Genomic DNA, 17454 nt, shown 5'->3' on the forward strand with positions numbered 1-17454 from the left:
TGTGAGAAGGTTTTTTGTTGGCGCATTCCACTTTATAAACATTTAAGAATTTCCCGTCTTGAATTTAAAGTACACATATGCTATCTTAAGTGTATTAAACGTATTAATACACTTAGAAAGGAGGAGGCCTGTCTATGATCGTTTTAGATTATCAGGACAGAAGGCCACTGTACGAGCAGGTGGAGGAGAAATTCCGGAACCTGATCCTGAAGGGAGTACTGGAGCCAGGCTCCAGAATGCCCTCTGTGCGGCAGCTGGCCATGGAATTATCGATCAACCCCAACACCATCCAGCGAGCCTACATGCAGCTGGAACAGGAGGGACTGATCTACCCGGTTAAAGGAACAGGAAATTTTATCGCAGACAGTGAAGAAGTGCGTAAGCTTAGCAAAGCTTCCTATACAAAAGAACTAAAAGCCATGATTCAGAAGGGAAAGGCTATGGGAATGAATGAGGAAGAGCTGATCTATATTATCGGGGAGTGTTACAAGGAGGAGAAGCCATGATAGAAGTCAAAGAATGCAGTAAGGCGTTTGGCACTGTCAAAGCGGTCAATAAAGCAACTCTGGATGTTGGAGTGCGGGAAGTGTTTGGTCTTGTGGGCAGTAACGGCGCCGGGAAAAGCACCCTGCTTCGGATGATGGCTGGAATTATAAGGCCAGATGAAGGGGAAATCCAGATTGACAGTATGCCAGTGTATGAAAATGAAGAAGCAAAGAAACTGTTTTTCTATATCTCAGATGACAGTTATTTTCCGGCAAATTATACAGCAATGGATCTGGTGCGCTTTTACCGGAACTTCTATCCTCAGTTTCGAACCAGGTTTTTTCATGAACTGATGGAACAATTCCATCTGGAAGAAAATCGCAGAATTGCAACTTTTTCCAAAGGTATGAAAAAACAGATTCTGGTAATCATCGGTGTGTGCGCGGCAACGAAATATCTGTTTTGCGATGAGACCTTTGATGGACTTGATCCGGTAATGCGTCAGGCAGTAAAGAGCTTGTTTGCGTCGGAGATTATGAACCGGGAATTTACTCCTGTGATCGCGTCTCACAATCTGCGCGAACTGGAAGATATCTGCGACCATGTCGGGCTTTTGCATAAAGGGGGGATTCTTCTTTCCAAAGATCTGGAAGACATGAAATTTCACATTCACAAGATACAGTGTGTGCTTAGCGGAAGACAGCAGGAAAAAGAACTGGAAAAGGAACTTCAGGTTTTGAAGGTGCAGCATCAGGGGTCTCTTCTTATGATAACAGCCCGGGGAACCAGAAGTGAGATCATAGAGAAGATCCAGGCCAAAAATCCTCTCTTTATGGAGGTGCTTCCTCTGACCCTGGAGGAAATTTTTATCAGTGAAACGGAGGTGGCAGGCTATGAAATCAAAAATTTATTCTAGCAGATATATGAAGGTGTCATCAAAAGGCATGATGTGGATTCCGGCTTTTGTGACCATCGGATTTCTTCTGGCATTTCCGGTGGCAGAGCTGATCATGCTGGGAAACTGGTTTGGAATGGGATACACCACCAGTGAGATCAATGCACTTTATGCAAATCTGTGGCAGGATGGATTTATGCTCACCGGACTTGCAGTTGCGGCAACTGCAGCATTGTTTAACGGAATCAGCCAGTTCTGGTATCTTTATTCACCGCGGAAAATTGATTTCTATCACAGTCTTCCGGTGAAACGAAGCAGAATGTTCTGGCATAAGACTTTGCAGTCCCTTTTGTATTATTTGCTTCCATATCTGGCAATGGAATTTTTCTCCGTCTGCATCGGGGCAATGAGGGGATTTTTCAGCCTTCATCTTATGAAACTGGCATTTTTGATGATGGTATTTCATTTGCTTTTATATCTGCTTTTGTATTTTTCGGTTGTGTTTGTAATCTGCATTACCGGCCATCTGCTTATGGGAGCTCTTCTGCTTATTGCAGTGGCTGCTTATGGACCGGTGCTTTCTGTTACTCTGCAGTTTTACGAAAAAGTCTTTTATTATACCAGCAGTGTAGGTGTCTATGGCTTTATAAAAGGCTTGAGAGAAATGGCGTCACCAGTCATCCTTGCCTACACCTTTGTGGGAAAATATGCAGAAGGAAATTATGGTGGCATTCTGGGAATTGTGCTTCTGGTGACAATCGCTTTTGGCGTTCTTGGATATTATGCATTTGTAAACAGAAAATCCGAAAGAACCGGTATGGCCTTTGTTTTTCCATGGGTTGGCACAATCATAAGATTTATGATTGTGGTTCCCGGAGGACTTGGAATCGGACTTATTTTCTATATGCTTCCAAGTGACAATTCCAGAATTGTATGGTGGATTTTCGGATTGATTTTTGGAACCCTTCTTTCAGGTGGAATCATGGGAATTATTTATTACAGGGATTTCCGAAAATTTTTCTCCAATAAAATACAGTTTGTGGTAAGCGGGGCCTGTGTAGCATTTGGGGCCTGTATGTTCTTATTTGACCTGACTGGATACGACAACTATATCCCTTCTTATGATAAAATCGAAAATATTGCAGCTGAATTTACGGATGGCGGTGGATGGGAGAATACTTATAGCGTTGAAATAAATGAAGATGGCAAGATTTCCACACAGGATTCCGGATATTATAGGAATGGAGATCTTCTGGGCAATAATCTGGGCATTAGTCCTGATATTTATGCATGTGTGGAGCAGATTGTGAAGGAAAACAAGGTTATATGCCGATCCCTTTCAGAAGATAGTGACAACAGAGCGCTGTGGAACGGCGATATATGGGATTCTTCTAACGATACATCAAGACTTCAGATGCGTTATGACCTGAAATCCGGAAAAACTGTTTATCGCTCTTATATGGTCAGCACAGAGAATCAGAAGAACTTGTATAAAGAGGGATATGCGGAGGGAACCTTAAAGTCTGAGCGCTATTCCATTTTAAAGCTGGATGATAAATATGTGGATGAGGTGCGCTGTGATTTTATTACAGGAGAATCTATTTCCCTTTTCCAGGACAATAAGGCAAAGAGACAGCTGTTGGTGGATGCATTTCGTCAGGATGTAGAGGAGGCGGATCCGGAAGTGCTGACCGGAGAGCCATGTGCAAGCCTGAACATTGAGTATTCCGGAGTACCATCTGCAGAATCTGTTGATGCCATGGTGCCTGGCAGAACCGGAGACTATTATTTTTCCGCATGCTTTTATGTATTCCCGCAGTTCAAAAGGACAGTTGAAATTTTGAAGGAAACAGGGTATCCTGTCTCTATGGAGGATGTGAAGCTGAGCGCTGTGGAAGTGGAATATTATATGAATGAGGAGCACAATGAATATTCTTCTCCTGTGGTTTACGATCAGCCGGAACAGCTGGAAGAACTGAAAAAGGTTCTGAGATGTTACCAGATGGTGCCATTCTGGGAAAAAAGGGAAGCTGATAAATGGGCCAGACTGAAGGTTGTGATTGACGGAGTGGAATCAGAGGCAGCGTGGTCCATAATGGCGAAGGATGTTCCGGAATTTATGAAAGAGGATTCACAGCGGGCATTATCCTTTGAGGTTTTTGAAAAGGAATAAAGAAGGAGAGCTACTATAAAGAATGGGAAAAGCAGTGAGACTGGACAGATTTCTGGCGGATTCAGGAGCAGGTACGAGAACGGAAGTGAAGAAGCTGATCCAGAAGGGATTGGTTCAGGTAAATGGTGAGAAGGCGAAAAAGCCGGAACTGAAAATAGATCCGGAGACGGATGTGGTAGAATTTGACGGAGAGCATATTGGAGCAAGGGCAGAGTTTGTGTACTATCTTTTGCACAAGCCTGCCGGATATGTAAGTGCCACAGAAGATACCAGGGAAAAGACAGTTCTGGATCTGGTGCCAAAGGATGGCAGACGGAATCTTTTTCCGGTAGGACGTCTTGATAAGGATACGGAAGGCTTGCTTCTTATTACAGATGATGGACAGCTTGCCCACAGACTGCTTTCCCCGAAGAAACATGTGGATAAGACGTATTTCGCGGTGACGGAAGGAAAAGTGGTGCCGGAGGATATAGAGAAGATCCGGCTAGGTGTGGATATTGGAGATGAGGAGCCGACCTTGCCGGGGAAGCTGGAGATTCTCAGAACATGGAAAGAGGATGCTGACCGTAAAAATGTCGAAGGTGAATCAGGAGCAGTGATGGCCAATTCAAATGCTGCAGGACATAAGGCAGATCCGGAGGGCAGCATCTGGCGTTCCGAAATCCTTCTTACCATCCACGAAGGTCGTTTTCATCAGGTGAAGCGAATGATGGAAGCTGTTGGAAAGAAGGTAATTTATCTGAAAAGAATTTCCATGGGTTCTCTGACTTTGCCGGAAAATCTGGCGAAAGGACAGGCCCGGGAACTGACGGAGGAAGAGCTGGCTGCACTGAAAGATGGCAGATAACCTGTACAGAATGGCTATTTTACAGAAATCTGAGAATCCTTGTTAAAAGAATAAAAAATCCCTAAAATAGCGGAGAAATTTGCAAAAACCTCTTTACACGGAGGGTTTTGTCATGTTATAATGCAAAAGTTGCAAACCATCAAACACGCATGGAGATTCCCAGGATGGTGCCCTGCGGTGTGAGGCTGGGTCCGAGAGGAAAAGGACCATGCGGAAGAATTTAACCAAAAGGAGAAAAAGACATGAGCGTTATTTCAATGAAACAGCTTTTAGAGGCAGGTGTTCATTTCGGACATCAGACAAGAAGATGGAACCCTAAAATGGCTCCATACATCTACACAGAGAGAAATGGTATCTACATCATCGACTTACAGCAGTCTGTAGGAATGGTTGACGATGCTTATAATGCAATCGCTGATATCGTTGCTAACGGCGGAAATATCCTTTTCGTTGGTACTAAGAAACAGGCTCAGGACGCTATCAAGACAGAGGCTGAGCGTTGCGGACAGTTCTATGTAAATGAGAGATGGTTAGGCGGTATGCTTACCAACTTCAAGACTATCCAGAGCCGTATTGCGAAACTGAAAGAAATCGAGACCATGGAGTCTGATGGAACATTCGATGTTCTGCCTAAGAAAGAAGTTATCGCTTTAAGAAAAGAATTAGATAAACTTCAGAAGAACCTTGGCGGTATCAAAGAAATGAAGAGACTTCCAGATGCTATCTTCGTAGTAGATCCTAAGAAGGAAAAGATCTGTATTCAGGAAGCTCATACACTGGGAATTCCGCTTATCGGAATCTGTGATACTAACTGTGACCCAGAAGAACTGGATTACGTAATCCCGGGTAACGATGACGCTATCCGTGCTGTAAAACTGATCGTTTCCAAGATGGCTGACGCAGTTATCGAAGCAAACCAGGGACAGACAGACGCTGAGGGAGAAATCCAGGCTGAGTCTGAAGAGTTCGCTACAGAGGAATAATTTGTGAAAATTCTGGACGGCAGCTGTGAATGAGCTATGCCTGCATAGGCATATCCACAGCTGACGGACAGGTCCTTACAACACACTATCAATCAGGAGGAAATGAAAATGGCTATTACAGCAGCACAGGTAAAAGAGTTAAGAGAGATGACCGGCGCTGGTATGATGGACTGTAAGAAAGCTCTTACAGCTACAGAAGGCGATATGGATAAAGCAGTAGAGTTCCTCGTGAGAAAGGTCTTGCTACCGCTCAGAAGAAAGCAAACCGTGTTGCAGCAGAGGGTCTTTGCAAGACACTTGTTGCTGACGACGCTAAGAACGCAGTTGTTGTTGAGGTTAACTCCGAGACAGACTTCGTTGCTAAGAACGAGAAATTCCAGCAGTATGTTGCAGATGTTGCAGCTCAGGCTCTGACAACTACAGCAGCTGATATCGATGCTTTTCTTGCAGAGGCATGGGCACTTGATACCACTAAGACTGTAAAAGAAGCTCTTGCAGCTCAGATCGCAGTTATCGGCGAGAACATGAACATCCGTAGATTCGCTCAGATGAAAGAGGAGAACGGTTTCGTTGCTTCCTACACACATATGGGTGGAAAAATCGGCGTTCTTGTTGACGTTGAGACAGACGTTGTAAACGACGCTGTTAAAGAAATGGCTAAGAACGTTGCAATGCAGGTAGCAGCTCTGAAACCTCTTTACACAAGCGACAGCGAAGTAAGCGCTGAGTATATCGAGCATGAGAAAGAAATCCTTATGGCTCAGATTCAGAACGATCCTAAGGAATCCCAGAAACCGGAGAAGGTTATTCAGGGAATGATCACAGGACGTATCAAGAAAGAGCTTAAAGAGATCTGCCTTCTTGACCAAATTTACGTAAAAGCAGAAGATGGAAAACAGTCCGTTGGAACTACGTAGCACAGGTTGCTAAAGAGAACGGCGCTAAGATCACAATCAAAGGCTTCGTTCGTTACGAGACCGGAGACGGAATCGAGAAGAAAGAAGAGAACTTTGCTGAGGAAGTTGCAAAGCAGATGGGTAAATAATCCATTAACTTAAGTTTTCTTTCTATTATTTTAATAAGTCTGAATTTAAGTATTTAAAGGCCCTGAAAGCCTTATAAACACTACGTTTCACAGTGATTATAAGGTTTTCGGGGCTTTTTTCTATATTTTTCTAAAAAAGTCCTAAATACCGCCAAGCATCGCTGGAAATCACCAAGAATCTCCAAAAATTGAGTATTGAGTAAGGAAAAACTGAGTAAAAGCAAAGGCTTGCAATCTTCAGCGAAGTTACTCAAATTATCAGCGGTTTCATCAGATCGCCATAATTTTCAAAAATCAAATTATAAACTTAAAAACTAATTGCATAAGGAGGAAATCAATATGGCAAGTACAGCGATAGGCGCAGCTGGCGAGGATGCTCGCACAATAACTTTTATGAGCAAAGAACATAAGGAATTCTATTTGGAATATCTGCCTAAATGCAGATGGAAAGACGTATATCATGAAGCATTGGTATATTGTCTTGGAATTGACAGAGATACACGAAAACACGTTAACAAAATTTATGATTTTAAAAATGGCAGTGTGAAGCCAGAATGTCTGCAGGAAGGTGGAGGAAAGACCACTACCACTATCAATCTTGGAGTAGTGTTCCGATTACTTAGCCAATTATGTTGTAACATCGGAATGATTAAAACGCATTGCCATGAAAAGAAAATGGTTTTATTATAATGATATAGATTTTATGTGTGAAAATAATTCTATATTTTTTATTAACTCCATCGTAACTCCATATATCTAATGTATAATTACAGGAAATATTAAAAAGAAATTGTGGGGAGTGATTTTATGTATCGAATATTGGTTGTTGAAGATGAGGATGACATTCAGAAAATATTAGAAAACTATTTGATGGATCAAGGATATGCAGTTACACTGGCGTATGATGGTGTGGATGGGATTGCAAAATTTCACAATGGCGAGTTTGATCTTGTGCTGTTGGATGTTATGATGCCAAAGATAGACGGTTTTGGAGTATGTGAATTAATCCGTAGAGAATCGAATGTACCAATTATCATGCTTACGGCATTAGATGAAGAAGCGTATCAGATCAAAGGCTTTGATATGAATGCAGATGATTATGTCACCAAGCCGTTTTCTATACCCATTTTATTGAGAAAAATTGCAGCAATCTTGAGAAGGACACAAAGAGAAGATGAATTGCAGGTGATTTCTTATAAAACGTTAAGCGTGGATGTGAAGGGGCATCATGTTTATATTTGTAAAGCAGAAAAGGGAGAACAGATAGAGGTTGAATTAACACAGAAAGAATTTGAAATGCTATATGTTCTGCTGATTAACAAAGGAATCGTTTTGACACGCCAGAAACTTCTAAATATGGTATGGGGAGAAGATTATTATGGGGAAGAGCGAATTGTGGATACACATATTAAGAACATCCGCAAAAAGCTGGGAGTAAATCTGATTAGTACAATAAGAGGGGTGGGATACCGGATTGATAAAGAGAATTAAAAACAGTCTGACCATAAAAATTTGCACACTGATTGCTGTCTTACTGGCAGTATCCAGTGGAATTACATATGCGGTAATTGTAGGATTCCTTCCAACCTATTATAGTAAACAGCTACAGAAGGATGTTGATTCGGTTTCACAGGAAATGATTGAAACCATTCATTCTTATGAAACGATTAATGAAGCTTCTTATGCCATTGAATTGTTTGAAGCAGGTTCGAAAGTTTCAGTCGTGATTTTGGATGAACAGGGAAATAGGATATGGCCGGCTGAGAGTACAGCCGTGACAGAAGATGTATTGGATAATGGTGTGGTAGAGCAGGGTTATATGGGTGATATGATATTGACACACGAAAATAGCGCAGAGCAAACCACTATCGTACAGGAAGAAAATGCGGCCTATGAAGAGGGAGTAATCGGCCAGGCGGACGTCGTAACAGAGGATGTCGTCCAACAGGCTGATGGAATTGCAGAAGTCGGAGATAATTCAGCAGTGAAACGGTACAGCGTTACAGTGGGTGGAGAAACATATACAATGATTGTTTCTGGGGGAATGCAGCCAGTCAATCAGGCTCTTGAAATATTATATCAGATACTGCCGTATATCCTTGGAATCGCTATTGTAGTTTCCATATTGTTTGCACTGGGGGCATCCCTTTATTTGACATTTCCGATCGTTAGGTTAAGTCAACTGGCTCAAAATATGGCTGCGCTTGATTTTGACAGTTCCTATCAGGGGAAAAGAACAGATGAAGTAGGAGTATTAGGGGAAAGCCTGAATGAGCTTTCCAAAAACCTCTCACGAGCATTGGAAGAACTGAAGAGTGCAAATGAAAAGCTTAAGTCAGATATCGAAATGGAACGCAAGATAGAGAAAAAGAGAATTGCATTTTTTTCAGCAGTGTCCCATGAACTGAAAACACCGATTACAATATTGAAAGGGCACTTGTCCGGAATGCTGCAGGGAGTAGGGGAATACAGGGACAGAAATTACTATTTGCAGCGGTCACTGGAAACCACAGAAAAAATGGAAGACATGGTAAAGGAACTTCTGACTGTTTCACGGATCGAGAATAACAAATTTATTACACAAAAGACCGATATAGCAGAACAGCTCCGCTTGCAGATTGCTGATATGGCTGAACTGATAGAAAATAAAAAACTGGAACTGCAAGTGGAGATTCCAGAACATTTGTATGCAGATGTGAATCCGGTGATGATGGACAAAGTTTTTTCTAACCTTCTGCTTAATGCCATCCGTTATACGCCGGAAGAAAAAGAAAATCATATCAGAGTTTTGCTGAAACCGGGAACAGATACCGAGACGGTATATTGCCAGATTGAAAATACCGGGGTGTTTATTCCGGAAGAAGCATTAGTCCATTTGTTTGAAGCATTTTATCGTGTGGAACAGTCCCGTAACCGCCAGACCGGTGGAAGCGGATTGGGTCTTTATATTGTAAAAATGATCTTGGACCAGCATGGAGCAAGCTATCGTATGGGTAATACATGTGATGGGGTTTGTTTTTCCTTTTCTCTATAAATCACACACGAATCACATATAAACTCCAATTACATTACAAAATTCAATGGTATGGTATGGACATAATAAAAAATGTAAAGGAGTTGGATGTACAATGAAAAGAAAAATTGCAGCTTTATTAATGGGAACTACCTTATCTGTGGCAGTATGCGGTTACAGTGTGCAGGCAATGACTTACGGATATGATATGGGAGGAAAGGTATTTATCTCCGAAGATTCTTCATCTTCCAATCTGACAGAGGAAGAAAAGGAAAAATTATCCGACTGGCATAAGGAAGAAATGCGTAATGAACTTGCTTATCTTGAATGCTACGGTGTTACTTATGATGCAGACAGTGATACACTGTATTATCAGGGGAAAACCGTAAGATGGCTGATTGACCGACAGCTTGAGGATACTTATAAGTCGATCCAGATGCCGGAAGGTGAAATTGATGTCTATACGGTAAGGGAAGACGATTACAGATTAACGGGCGTTCGGATTGCTACACAGGAAGAATATGACCAGCGGACAAAGGAAATGGAAGCGTTGGAAGCAGCGGCTGGAAAAGAATCATCTTATGTACAAGAAGCTGTGGATACAGAAACGGGAAGTAGTATTCATATGTTTGCTTACGATGAGGAAACAGTAACGGAAGCCAATGATGGGTCAGCGACGGAAACAGCAGTAGTGACAGAAGATGTGGTGTCAAATTATGCGGAACAGAAGGATACAGTTGAAAATGCAGTGGAAACAGCAGAGGGTACCTGTGTAGTAGGAGATAATCTTAATTCAGAAATAAAGATTCAGGAATATAAGCAGAATGGCATAGACCTCGATTCTGCGACAGGTAGCTGGATGTGGCATGGAAAAGAAGTTCATTTACTAATGGACGAGGATGGAAGTTTTTACCAGAATGGAAGCAAGGAGGCAAAAGATAATAAGATATATCTGATAGTGAAACGGGAAGATGATGGCAGGATTAAAACTGTGAGACAGATTACAATGGAAGAAGTTATGGCACGTATAGCGCATTTGAATTAGAAATTAGATATAAACGTTTGCGAGGTGAAGCATATTGGGAAAATGTTGATTTTGACATTTGAGGATCATGAAGAGAACATGATTGACTGGATTGTGTCATGTTTAGGCATAGGTGTAAAGTCTTTTCAGATTCAGAATACTAAAACGGAAAATTTAAAATTTCGAGATCTAAGAATAGATTTTAGTTGTCGTAAGGTTATAAAAAATAATAGACAAGAATGCACCACAGCTGCGGCTGTGGTGCGAGTTTTAGGCGGAAAATTTCTGGAAGTTCATACATAATTTTCAAAAATTCTAGAATAAGAATTTACACCGACTCATAATTATGATACAATTATAGCACCAGAAAGCGAGGTGTTCATTATGCCAACAATTATGCCGATTAGAGATTTAAGAAAAACCAGTGAAATATCGGAACTGGCACATAAAAAGCAGGAACCAATATTTATTACGAAAAATGGATATAGTGACTTAGTTGTAATGAGTTCAGAGCTGTATGAACGTTTTGCCCAGACAAACAAGATCGATCAGGCAATTTATGAAGCAGAACAGGAAGTCACAGAAGGAGCAGAGCCGATTTCATTAGAAAGTGCAATGGAACAGCTCAACAAGAAATATTATGGATAAATATGAGGTAATGCTGTATCCAAGAGCGTACCGGGATATTCATGATATTTATGCTTATATTGCACTTGAAAGATTGTCACCTGAAACTGCAAAAGAACAGACGGATCGGATTTGGCAGGCAATAAAAAAGCTGGAACTGTTTCCAAAATCGCACCAGGACCGTCTGGTAGGCCGCTATGCCGGAAAAGAATATAAACAGCTGATCATTGACAATTATATTGCTATTTTTAAAGTTGATGAAAACAAGAAAAAAGTATTTGTATTGACAGTGCAATATCAGGGAAGGCAGATGTAAACGAAAGGGTTGAACTGCTGTACAAAATAACATTTCAGAATGATAGTCAGATATAAAAAGGACACAGACAGTCGAGTTTCGATTGCCTGTGTCTTGTTTTGTAAAAATAAAAAATTTTTGAAAGCAAATTCCCATATTTTAAGTCTAATAGTTATAAAAACAAAAAGGGGGAATAAAATGGAGGCTTTTGTAACAGCTGCTAAAAATGGAGATAAAGAAGCGTTCGTTCAGCTGATCCGGATAAATAAGCAGAGCATGTATAAAGCTGCCTGGGTTTATCTTCGGAACGAACAGGACATTGCAGATGCACTGCAAAATACGATCCTGTCCTGTTATGAAAAGATACAGGGATTAAGGGAAGTGAAATATTTTAAAACCTGGCTGATGCGGATTCTGATAAATGAATGCAAAGACATTCTCCGTCAAAAGAACCATGACACGGAACTGGATAATTTCTCAGAAGGTGTACATTGTGAAAATCTGGACCTTTGCGAATGGAAACAATTGCTTTTATGTCTGGATGAAGAAAGCCGGAAAATCGTGGAACTCTATTATTTTGATGAATTTTCCGTAAAGGAAATTGGTAATCTTCTTGAAATGAACAGCAACACCGTATCAACCAAACTTTCCCGGGCAAGAGCAAAATTAAAAAAGGTGATCAGGAGGTGAAGACTATGGATGAAAAAGAAATCAGAAAAATTTTAAAAGAAGAAACTGTGATACCGGACAATATTGATAAAGCTATGGAAGATGTTCTGAAGGGAATTTTGGATTCTCCAGATGAGAGAATGAGCAGCACGAAGAATCTAATTGTAAAATCAGATAAAGGAAGATCAAAAAATTCAGGGAATAAGAAAAAAATAATCCGGATTCTTCTTCCTGTGGCTGCTGTATTAGGCGTCAGTACCGGCGTACTTGCAACAAAACTTGGATGGCTTCACAAAGAACTGGAGCAGCAGGGGGTTATAGAACAGGAAGCTGTTCAAATGGTTGTCACAGAACCTGATTCAACTGCAGAAAATGTGGAAGATGTGACTTCTTATCATATAACGCCAAAGGAGAGGGATTGGAACCAGTCTATGCTGTCTGTTACAGAAGCGTATTTTGATGGCAGCGGTTTCAGCTTTCTTGGAGATCCTTCCGGGGCGGTGGAGAATTATACGCTCAGCTGCCGTGACCATGCGACAGTGAATGGAGAAGATGCACTTGCAACTTTGAATAAGATAGACGGGGAAGATCTCTATTATGGACATATTACCCTGTATGATGATGCTTTGACAGAGAAAATATTAAATGAAGATTCCCAGGTAGAGGTTTCCATGACCATTCAGGCATATCCGGATTATAACGGCAGGATCTATTACACCTGGAAAGATGATGAAGCTTTCAGAAAGATTTTTAAAACTGGTTCTTTTACAGATTCAGAAGGAATGTTGGCTTATGCACTGCCTGCGGAGGATGCTTACAGAGGATATACGCCGCAGACCCTTACAGTAACCCTTCCGTTAAATGATGAAGTACGGGATATTATAGAAAAATACAGAAAAGAAGGAAAGCTGCAGGCGGAAGATACTGGCGTAGAACCCATTTCGGATTCCATGGAAGAGAGTACACAGGAAACAACAGATTCAAAAAATCCTTCAGATGCTACGGAAGCAAATGAGAAATATGATCCAGAAACAGCAGTATTACAGGTAAAGGAAAGCCATGTAACAGCTTCTTTGCCGGGAAAATCCGGAACTCTTACGATAGAGGCTGATATTACCGGAAGTACCACCGATGTTTCGAAAGGAATTCTGGAAAAACGCAGCGTATCAGAGGAAGAAATCTGCTCCTGGTTTGGCGGGGAAGATGGCTGGGAAAAATCTGAGACAGATGAAACGGGCTGGGAAAATAAAGAGAAAGGATTGCAGTTATTCATTTCAGACGGAAGAATACAGTGTGACGGATTAAGTGAAAAAGACCTGGGAGCTTTAGAAAACAATACGGAAGGGGAATTAAATATTATAAATCAGCTGCTTTCCAAAGCTAATTTAACGGGAACTTCTGTAAGAAAATCAATCAGCAACATGACGGAGGGATATGATTATTACGATACAGAGATTCTGTTGAATGGGATCCCGGTGGGCGGGCTTTCTCAGCATGGTTATCTGGGAACTGCAGGCTTTGGCCCTGCGCCTGAAGACTGTTATTTCAACATACCGATTCCGCTTCAGTTGAAAGTGGAAGAAACAGTTACTATGCTTCCAATGGAAGAAATTATGAAGTCAGTGGAACAATATGTAAAAGAAGGCAAAATTGGTCTCTTCACGGAACAGGACACTGCGGAGGAAACAGAATCCACCACGATTCCAGTTACAAAAATATGTTTGGAATACTATATTGATGAAACCGCAGACGGAATCACATACAGACCTGTCTGGAGCTTTCGCTGCCCTTACCAGTGGAAAGATTCCCCGGACGAACAGGAACTGTTTTACATAGACGGGGAAACGGGGGCACTGATTCGTGATGCGTTTGGCTGGTAGGTATGAAAAAAAGAGCCGGATCCATTCCGAATTAGAATAAGTTCAGAACCCCCAGTTTATTCAGTAAGTTGCGTCAAATTTGCGTAAGCTTTATGAGCAGAACCGCGCAAATCCATATAAATAAAGCCTGTTCACAAATACTTTGCAAAGCAGATGGGTAAATAATCCATTAACTTAAGTTTTATTGTGCTGACCGGGGACAAACTGGGGGCAGATCCCTCCAAATGTGTGTTTTTCGGACAGGGATATTATGAGAAAACTGTCAGTGCATTGCAGGAATATGAGAATTATACGGAAATTGCTTATAATCCGGGTACTGATATTTAATGGAAATTTAGAGCACATTTTTTCAGGCATGATGCAGACCGCAGATACATATGGAGTGGACCTGCCGGGGAAAAGGTGGCTGTAAATCTAATATAATTTTAAGGAGGATTTGACTATGGCAGAGAACAAAATGACAAAGGAAGTTTTAAAAGCTGCAAAGGGAACCGGATCTGTGGAAGAACTTCAGAAACTGGCGAAGGAAAACGGCATGGAGCTTGATGCTGCACAGGCAGAAGAAATGTATGCCAGATTACATCCGGTAACCCAGGAACTTTCAGATGATGAGCTGGACAATGTAACAGGCGGTGATTCCTGCGACGTAGGATACAGCTGCCCGAAATGCGGAAGTACGGAGGCTTCTTCCAGAGAGCCGCTTTATGGCTGCACTTATGTAACCTGCGCCTGCTGCGGTGCAACCTATTGGGATCCTACTTCCACCAAAACACAGAATTAATTGATTTTGGATGGAGGGATATTTTTGATGGAAGACGAAATAACAAAAAGAGAGCTTTCAGATGATGAGTTGGACAATGTGTCCGGTGGAGGATGCGAGGAGAATGCGCGAAACTGCTGTCCACAATGTGGGAGTACAGAAGCGAAAACAATTTTCAGTAGAGAAGACGGTTCTCTGGTTGAATGCGCTGTTTGTGGTACAGGGTACTGGAAAATTTAAAGCGCATCCCCAAAGTCCCTGGCTCGCAGCCTTTTGGTGAAAAATCCGCAGTTCGTATTGATGATAACGGACTGCGGATTTTTTATAAAAAAGATACTTTAATATTGCTCTTTACAATCGTTATAATTATTTTAAATATGTTTAACATTGGCAATACACAGAATTTAACATAGACAGCTATAATATCTTTCAGAAAAGGAAAAAAGAATGATATTTTTGAGTTGCTGCGAAGTAACCGAACAGTAACGCTTTTTAAGGCAAGGAGGCTTCTTTTATGAGAAAGATATTACAGAGAAATGAGAAAGTGGAGCTTAACAGTTTTATAGATGAATTTGTAAAGGCAAGACAGAAATACTTTACACCAGGTCAGGAATGGCTGGAAGAAGAGCTGGCGGAGGAAAAGATTAGCGTGTATATGGATAAAGCACAGCTGGAAAAAGATCTGGATGAGCTTGTAAAGACCAGTTTGATGTATGGCAAGGTACGGAATCTGGAAATGAAGATTCAGGTGAAAAAGACTGCAGATGGTGCTGGAATCTGTTTCTCGGATAATGGTGTTGGAAACTGGAGAAATAAGAGCATCTGTGTAACAGGAAAGCCTGGCAGAGGCCTGGAAACAAAGAAAATCTGGGGCGTGCAGGTTGCCTGAGTGTCAGTATATTAATGGTTTGAAAAAGGTTCTTTGCAAGACAAGTCAATATGGAAATCAGATCGCAGAGGATTATGAAAATACAGGATTTCTGCGGTCTGTTTTTATAGTATGTGGCAAAAAAAACGGCAGCCCGGTACTTTCCGGGCTGCCGTAAATTTTTTAGACACGCTTTAGATCCTGTTTGAAAGATCAGATGTTCAGAAGATCGCTGAATACCTTAAGAGCACCGTCTGTATTGTGTGCAAGTACACGTTTCGCAAGAACTTTACCAAGCTGAACGCCTTCCTGGTCGAAGCTGTTCAGATTCCATACGAAGCCCTGGAACATGATCTTGTTCTCAAAGTGAGCAAGCAATGCACCAAGGGAAGCAGGGGTAAGCTGCTGACCGATGATAATGCTGGACGGACGTTTACCCTTGAAGTTCTTGTTCAGGTTCTCATCCTCTTTACCGCAGGCAAATGCAACAATCTGAGCTGCCACGTTAGCGCAGAGCTTCTGCTGGCTGGTGCTGTTCTCAATGTCAACATCTACGCCAAGCTGGCTGTTCTTAAAGCCGATGAACTGAAGCGGGACAATGTCAGAGCCCTGATGCAATAACTGATAGAAGGAATGCTGACCGTTGGTTCCTGGCTCTCCGAAGATAACCGGACCTGTTACGTAGTTAACCGGCTCGCCGAAACGGTTTACGGTTTTACCATTGGACTCCATGTCACACTGCTGAAGGTGTGCCGGGAAGCGGCTTAATGCCTGTGAATATGGAAGAACAGCTGTGGAAGGATATCCCTGCACATTTCTCTCATAGATACCGATCAGGGCATCCAGCATATCTGGGTTCTTCATAAGGTCACGGTTTGTTGCAAGCTGATCCTCAGCTGCAGCACCTTCAAGGAGCTGAGCAAATACTTCCGGTCCGAATGCCAGGGAAAGGATTGCTCCGCCTACGCCGGAAACAGAAGAGTAACGGCCTCCGATGTAGTCATCCATGAAGATGGCGGTAAGATAATCTTCACTCTTTGCAAGAGGGGAAGTCTCACTTGTAACGGCAAGCATGTGTTTGGAAGGATTCAGACCTGCTTTTGTCAGGGCATCCTTTACAAATGCTTCGTTGGTCAGTGTCTCAAGGGTTGTACCGGATTTGGATACAACGATGAATAAGGAGTGTGCAAGGTCTACAGAAGCAAGTACTGCAGCTGCATCATCCGGGTCAACGTTGCTGATGAACTTCGCTTCCATCTTGAATGTGTTATTGGCCTTCGCCCAGTTCTCCAGTGCGATGTAAAGAGCACGGGGACCAAGGTCACTTCCGCCGATACCAATCTGAACGACTGTGGTGAATTTCTCACCAGCTTCGTTGGTGATCTCACCAGCATGAACCTTATTTGCAAAATCAGCAGCTTTTTTCTGCTGGGCAACGTAGAATTCACGTTTGTCTACACCATCTACAACAACCGGGTTACCAAGCTGCTTACGTGCAAGGTGATGAAGAACCATACGGTTCTCTCCGGTGTTGATCACTGCACCATTATATAATTCCTGAAATTTGTCGATCAGCTGTGCCTCGTCAGCCAGTTTCGCAAGTGCGGATAAAACGGTTTCGTCTACTTCTTTGGCTGCATAGTTGTAAGAAAGACCAGCTGCCATTGGTGTACTATAATCAGCTACACGCTTGCCACCTTCTTCACCAGACAGAGCTGCCGCAATGTCTACGTGATTCTTAAGCTCTTTCAGTTTGCCAAAAGAATCAAGTGTGTCAAGATTTTTCCATGTTGCCATAATATAATTCCTCCTTTAAATGGTTGAGACTATAGTTGCTGTTCAAAGCTTGTTCAGCAACGGATTATGCTCTCAAAGGAGTCTCACTGTGA

At 42.0% G+C, this 17454-nt stretch carries 17 protein-coding genes and 1 pseudogene; 17 read left to right on the top strand and 1 reads right to left on the bottom strand.

Translation table 11 applies throughout. The features are described 5' to 3' along the window. Window positions 1-134: 134 nt before the first annotated feature. The 17 genes and pseudogenes from DW904_RS08885 to DW904_RS08970 all read left to right on the top strand — a co-directional run bounded on the left by DW904_RS08885 (window position 135) and on the right by DW904_RS08970 (window position 15586). The gene (locus tag DW904_RS08885; protein WP_118579456.1) at window positions 135-506 is read left to right on the top strand and encodes a GntR family transcriptional regulator; all 372 of its coding nucleotides are present in this window, start codon (window positions 135-137) and stop codon (window positions 504-506) included. Then, window positions 503-1402, top strand: coding sequence for an ABC transporter ATP-binding protein (locus DW904_RS08890; RefSeq protein ID WP_118579459.1), 900 nt, complete (start codon window positions 503-505; stop codon window positions 1400-1402). The genes DW904_RS08885 and DW904_RS08890 overlap by 4 nt, the downstream gene beginning before the upstream one ends. Continuing rightward, window positions 1380-3554: a DUF6449 domain-containing protein gene (locus DW904_RS08895; RefSeq protein ID WP_118579462.1), complete on the top strand. Its 2175-nt coding sequence runs from the start codon at window positions 1380-1382 to the stop codon at window positions 3552-3554. The genes DW904_RS08890 and DW904_RS08895 overlap by 23 nt, the downstream gene beginning before the upstream one ends. Before the next feature lie 22 nt (window positions 3555-3576). Continuing rightward, the gene (locus DW904_RS08900; protein WP_118579465.1) at window positions 3577-4401 is read left to right on the top strand and encodes a pseudouridine synthase; all 825 of its coding nucleotides are present in this window, start codon (window positions 3577-3579) and stop codon (window positions 4399-4401) included. Between the two features lie 242 nt (window positions 4402-4643). Next, window positions 4644-5384: a 30S ribosomal protein S2 gene (rpsB, locus tag DW904_RS08905; RefSeq protein ID WP_118579468.1), complete on the top strand. Its 741-nt coding sequence runs from the start codon at window positions 4644-4646 to the stop codon at window positions 5382-5384. A 108-nt stretch (window positions 5385-5492) separates the two neighbouring features. Continuing rightward, window positions 5493-6429 (top strand): annotated as a pseudogene (tsf, locus tag DW904_RS08910) (translation elongation factor Ts). 339 nt (window positions 6430-6768) lie between these two features. Next, entirely contained in the window at window positions 6769-7119 is a 351-nt protein-coding gene (locus DW904_RS08915) for a DUF6075 family protein (protein WP_118579471.1), read from the top strand. 117 nt (window positions 7120-7236) lie between these two features. After that, window positions 7237-7920 (top strand): response regulator transcription factor, encoded by a 684-nt coding sequence (locus tag DW904_RS08920; protein WP_118579474.1) that lies wholly within the window; start codon window positions 7237-7239, stop codon window positions 7918-7920. Beyond that, complete coding sequence (locus DW904_RS08925) at window positions 7904-9463, top strand: HAMP domain-containing sensor histidine kinase (protein ID WP_118579477.1); 1560 nt, start codon at window positions 7904-7906, stop codon at window positions 9461-9463. The genes DW904_RS08920 and DW904_RS08925 overlap by 17 nt, the downstream gene beginning before the upstream one ends. Window positions 9464-9557: 94 nt before the next feature. Next, on the top strand, window positions 9558-10487 hold the full coding sequence (locus DW904_RS08930; protein WP_118579480.1) for a hypothetical protein: 930 nt from the start codon (window positions 9558-9560) through the stop codon (window positions 10485-10487). A 363-nt stretch (window positions 10488-10850) separates the two neighbouring features. Continuing rightward, the gene (locus DW904_RS08940) at window positions 10851-11114 is read left to right on the top strand and encodes a type II toxin-antitoxin system prevent-host-death family antitoxin (RefSeq protein WP_118579486.1); all 264 of its coding nucleotides are present in this window, start codon (window positions 10851-10853) and stop codon (window positions 11112-11114) included. After that, window positions 11107-11409, top strand: coding sequence for a type II toxin-antitoxin system RelE/ParE family toxin (locus DW904_RS08945; protein WP_118579489.1), 303 nt, complete (start codon window positions 11107-11109; stop codon window positions 11407-11409). The genes DW904_RS08940 and DW904_RS08945 overlap by 8 nt, the downstream gene beginning before the upstream one ends. 177 nt (window positions 11410-11586) lie before the next feature. Next, window positions 11587-12078, top strand: coding sequence for a sigma-70 family RNA polymerase sigma factor (locus DW904_RS08950; RefSeq protein WP_118579492.1), 492 nt, complete (start codon window positions 11587-11589; stop codon window positions 12076-12078). A 5-nt stretch (window positions 12079-12083) separates the two neighbouring features. Next, the gene (locus tag DW904_RS08955; protein ID WP_243110355.1) at window positions 12084-13937 is read left to right on the top strand and encodes a hypothetical protein; all 1854 of its coding nucleotides are present in this window, start codon (window positions 12084-12086) and stop codon (window positions 13935-13937) included. Window positions 13938-14379: 442 nt separating this feature from the next. Further along, on the top strand, window positions 14380-14718 hold the full coding sequence (locus tag DW904_RS08960) for a hypothetical protein (protein WP_118579495.1): 339 nt from the start codon (window positions 14380-14382) through the stop codon (window positions 14716-14718). Window positions 14719-14745: 27 nt separating this feature from the next. Next, window positions 14746-14937, top strand: a complete 192-nt coding sequence (locus tag DW904_RS08965; protein ID WP_118579498.1) for a bacteriocin — start codon at window positions 14746-14748, stop codon at window positions 14935-14937. Between the two features lie 274 nt (window positions 14938-15211). Then, window positions 15212-15586, top strand: a complete 375-nt coding sequence (locus DW904_RS08970; protein WP_118579501.1) for a hypothetical protein — start codon at window positions 15212-15214, stop codon at window positions 15584-15586. Window positions 15587-15778: 192 nt separating this feature from the next. Here the strand turns inward: DW904_RS08970 and DW904_RS08975 are convergent, their stop codons facing one another. Then, window positions 15779-17362 carry a glucose-6-phosphate isomerase gene (locus DW904_RS08975; RefSeq protein ID WP_118579504.1) on the bottom strand — a complete coding sequence of 528 codons (1584 nt, stop codon included), beginning with the start codon at window positions 17360-17362 and terminating at the stop codon, window positions 15779-15781. Window positions 17363-17454 lie beyond the last annotated feature (92 nt).

Source organism: Ruminococcus sp. AM42-11, assembly GCF_003480145.1.
GTDB classification, from domain to species: Bacteria; Bacillota; Clostridia; order Lachnospirales; family Lachnospiraceae; genus Blautia_A; species Blautia_A faecis.

Bases quoted from the DNA above. Each gene is read 5' to 3' on its own strand.
- DW904_RS08970 (WP_118579501.1), top strand. From the start codon at position 15,212: ATGAGAAAGATATTACAGAGAAATGAGAAAGTGGAGCTTAACAGTTTT.
- DW904_RS08920 (WP_118579474.1), top strand. From the start codon at position 7,237: ATGTATCGAATATTGGTTGTTGAAGATGAGGATGACATTCAGAAAATA.
- DW904_RS08890 (WP_118579459.1), top strand. From the start codon at position 503: ATGATAGAAGTCAAAGAATGCAGTAAGGCGTTTGGCACTGTCAAAGCG.
- DW904_RS08965 (WP_118579498.1), top strand. From the start codon at position 14,746: ATGGAAGACGAAATAACAAAAAGAGAGCTTTCAGATGATGAGTTGGAC.
- DW904_RS08955 (WP_243110355.1), top strand. From the start codon at position 12,084: ATGGATGAAAAAGAAATCAGAAAAATTTTAAAAGAAGAAACTGTGATA.
- DW904_RS08945 (WP_118579489.1), top strand. From the start codon at position 11,107: ATGGATAAATATGAGGTAATGCTGTATCCAAGAGCGTACCGGGATATT.
- DW904_RS08915 (WP_118579471.1), top strand. From the start codon at position 6,769: ATGGCAAGTACAGCGATAGGCGCAGCTGGCGAGGATGCTCGCACAATA.
- DW904_RS08900 (WP_118579465.1), top strand. From the start codon at position 3,577: ATGGGAAAAGCAGTGAGACTGGACAGATTTCTGGCGGATTCAGGAGCA.
- rpsB (WP_118579468.1), top strand. From the start codon at position 4,644: ATGAGCGTTATTTCAATGAAACAGCTTTTAGAGGCAGGTGTTCATTTC.
- DW904_RS08975 (WP_118579504.1), bottom strand. From the start codon at position 17,362: ATGGCAACATGGAAAAATCTTGACACACTTGATTCTTTTGGCAAACTG.
- DW904_RS08895 (WP_118579462.1), top strand. From the start codon at position 1,380: ATGAAATCAAAAATTTATTCTAGCAGATATATGAAGGTGTCATCAAAA.
- DW904_RS08940 (WP_118579486.1), top strand. From the start codon at position 10,851: ATGCCAACAATTATGCCGATTAGAGATTTAAGAAAAACCAGTGAAATA.
- DW904_RS08950 (WP_118579492.1), top strand. From the start codon at position 11,587: ATGGAGGCTTTTGTAACAGCTGCTAAAAATGGAGATAAAGAAGCGTTC.
- DW904_RS08885 (WP_118579456.1), top strand. From the start codon at position 135: ATGATCGTTTTAGATTATCAGGACAGAAGGCCACTGTACGAGCAGGTG.
- DW904_RS08960 (WP_118579495.1), top strand. From the start codon at position 14,380: ATGGCAGAGAACAAAATGACAAAGGAAGTTTTAAAAGCTGCAAAGGGA.
- DW904_RS08930 (WP_118579480.1), top strand. From the start codon at position 9,558: ATGAAAAGAAAAATTGCAGCTTTATTAATGGGAACTACCTTATCTGTG.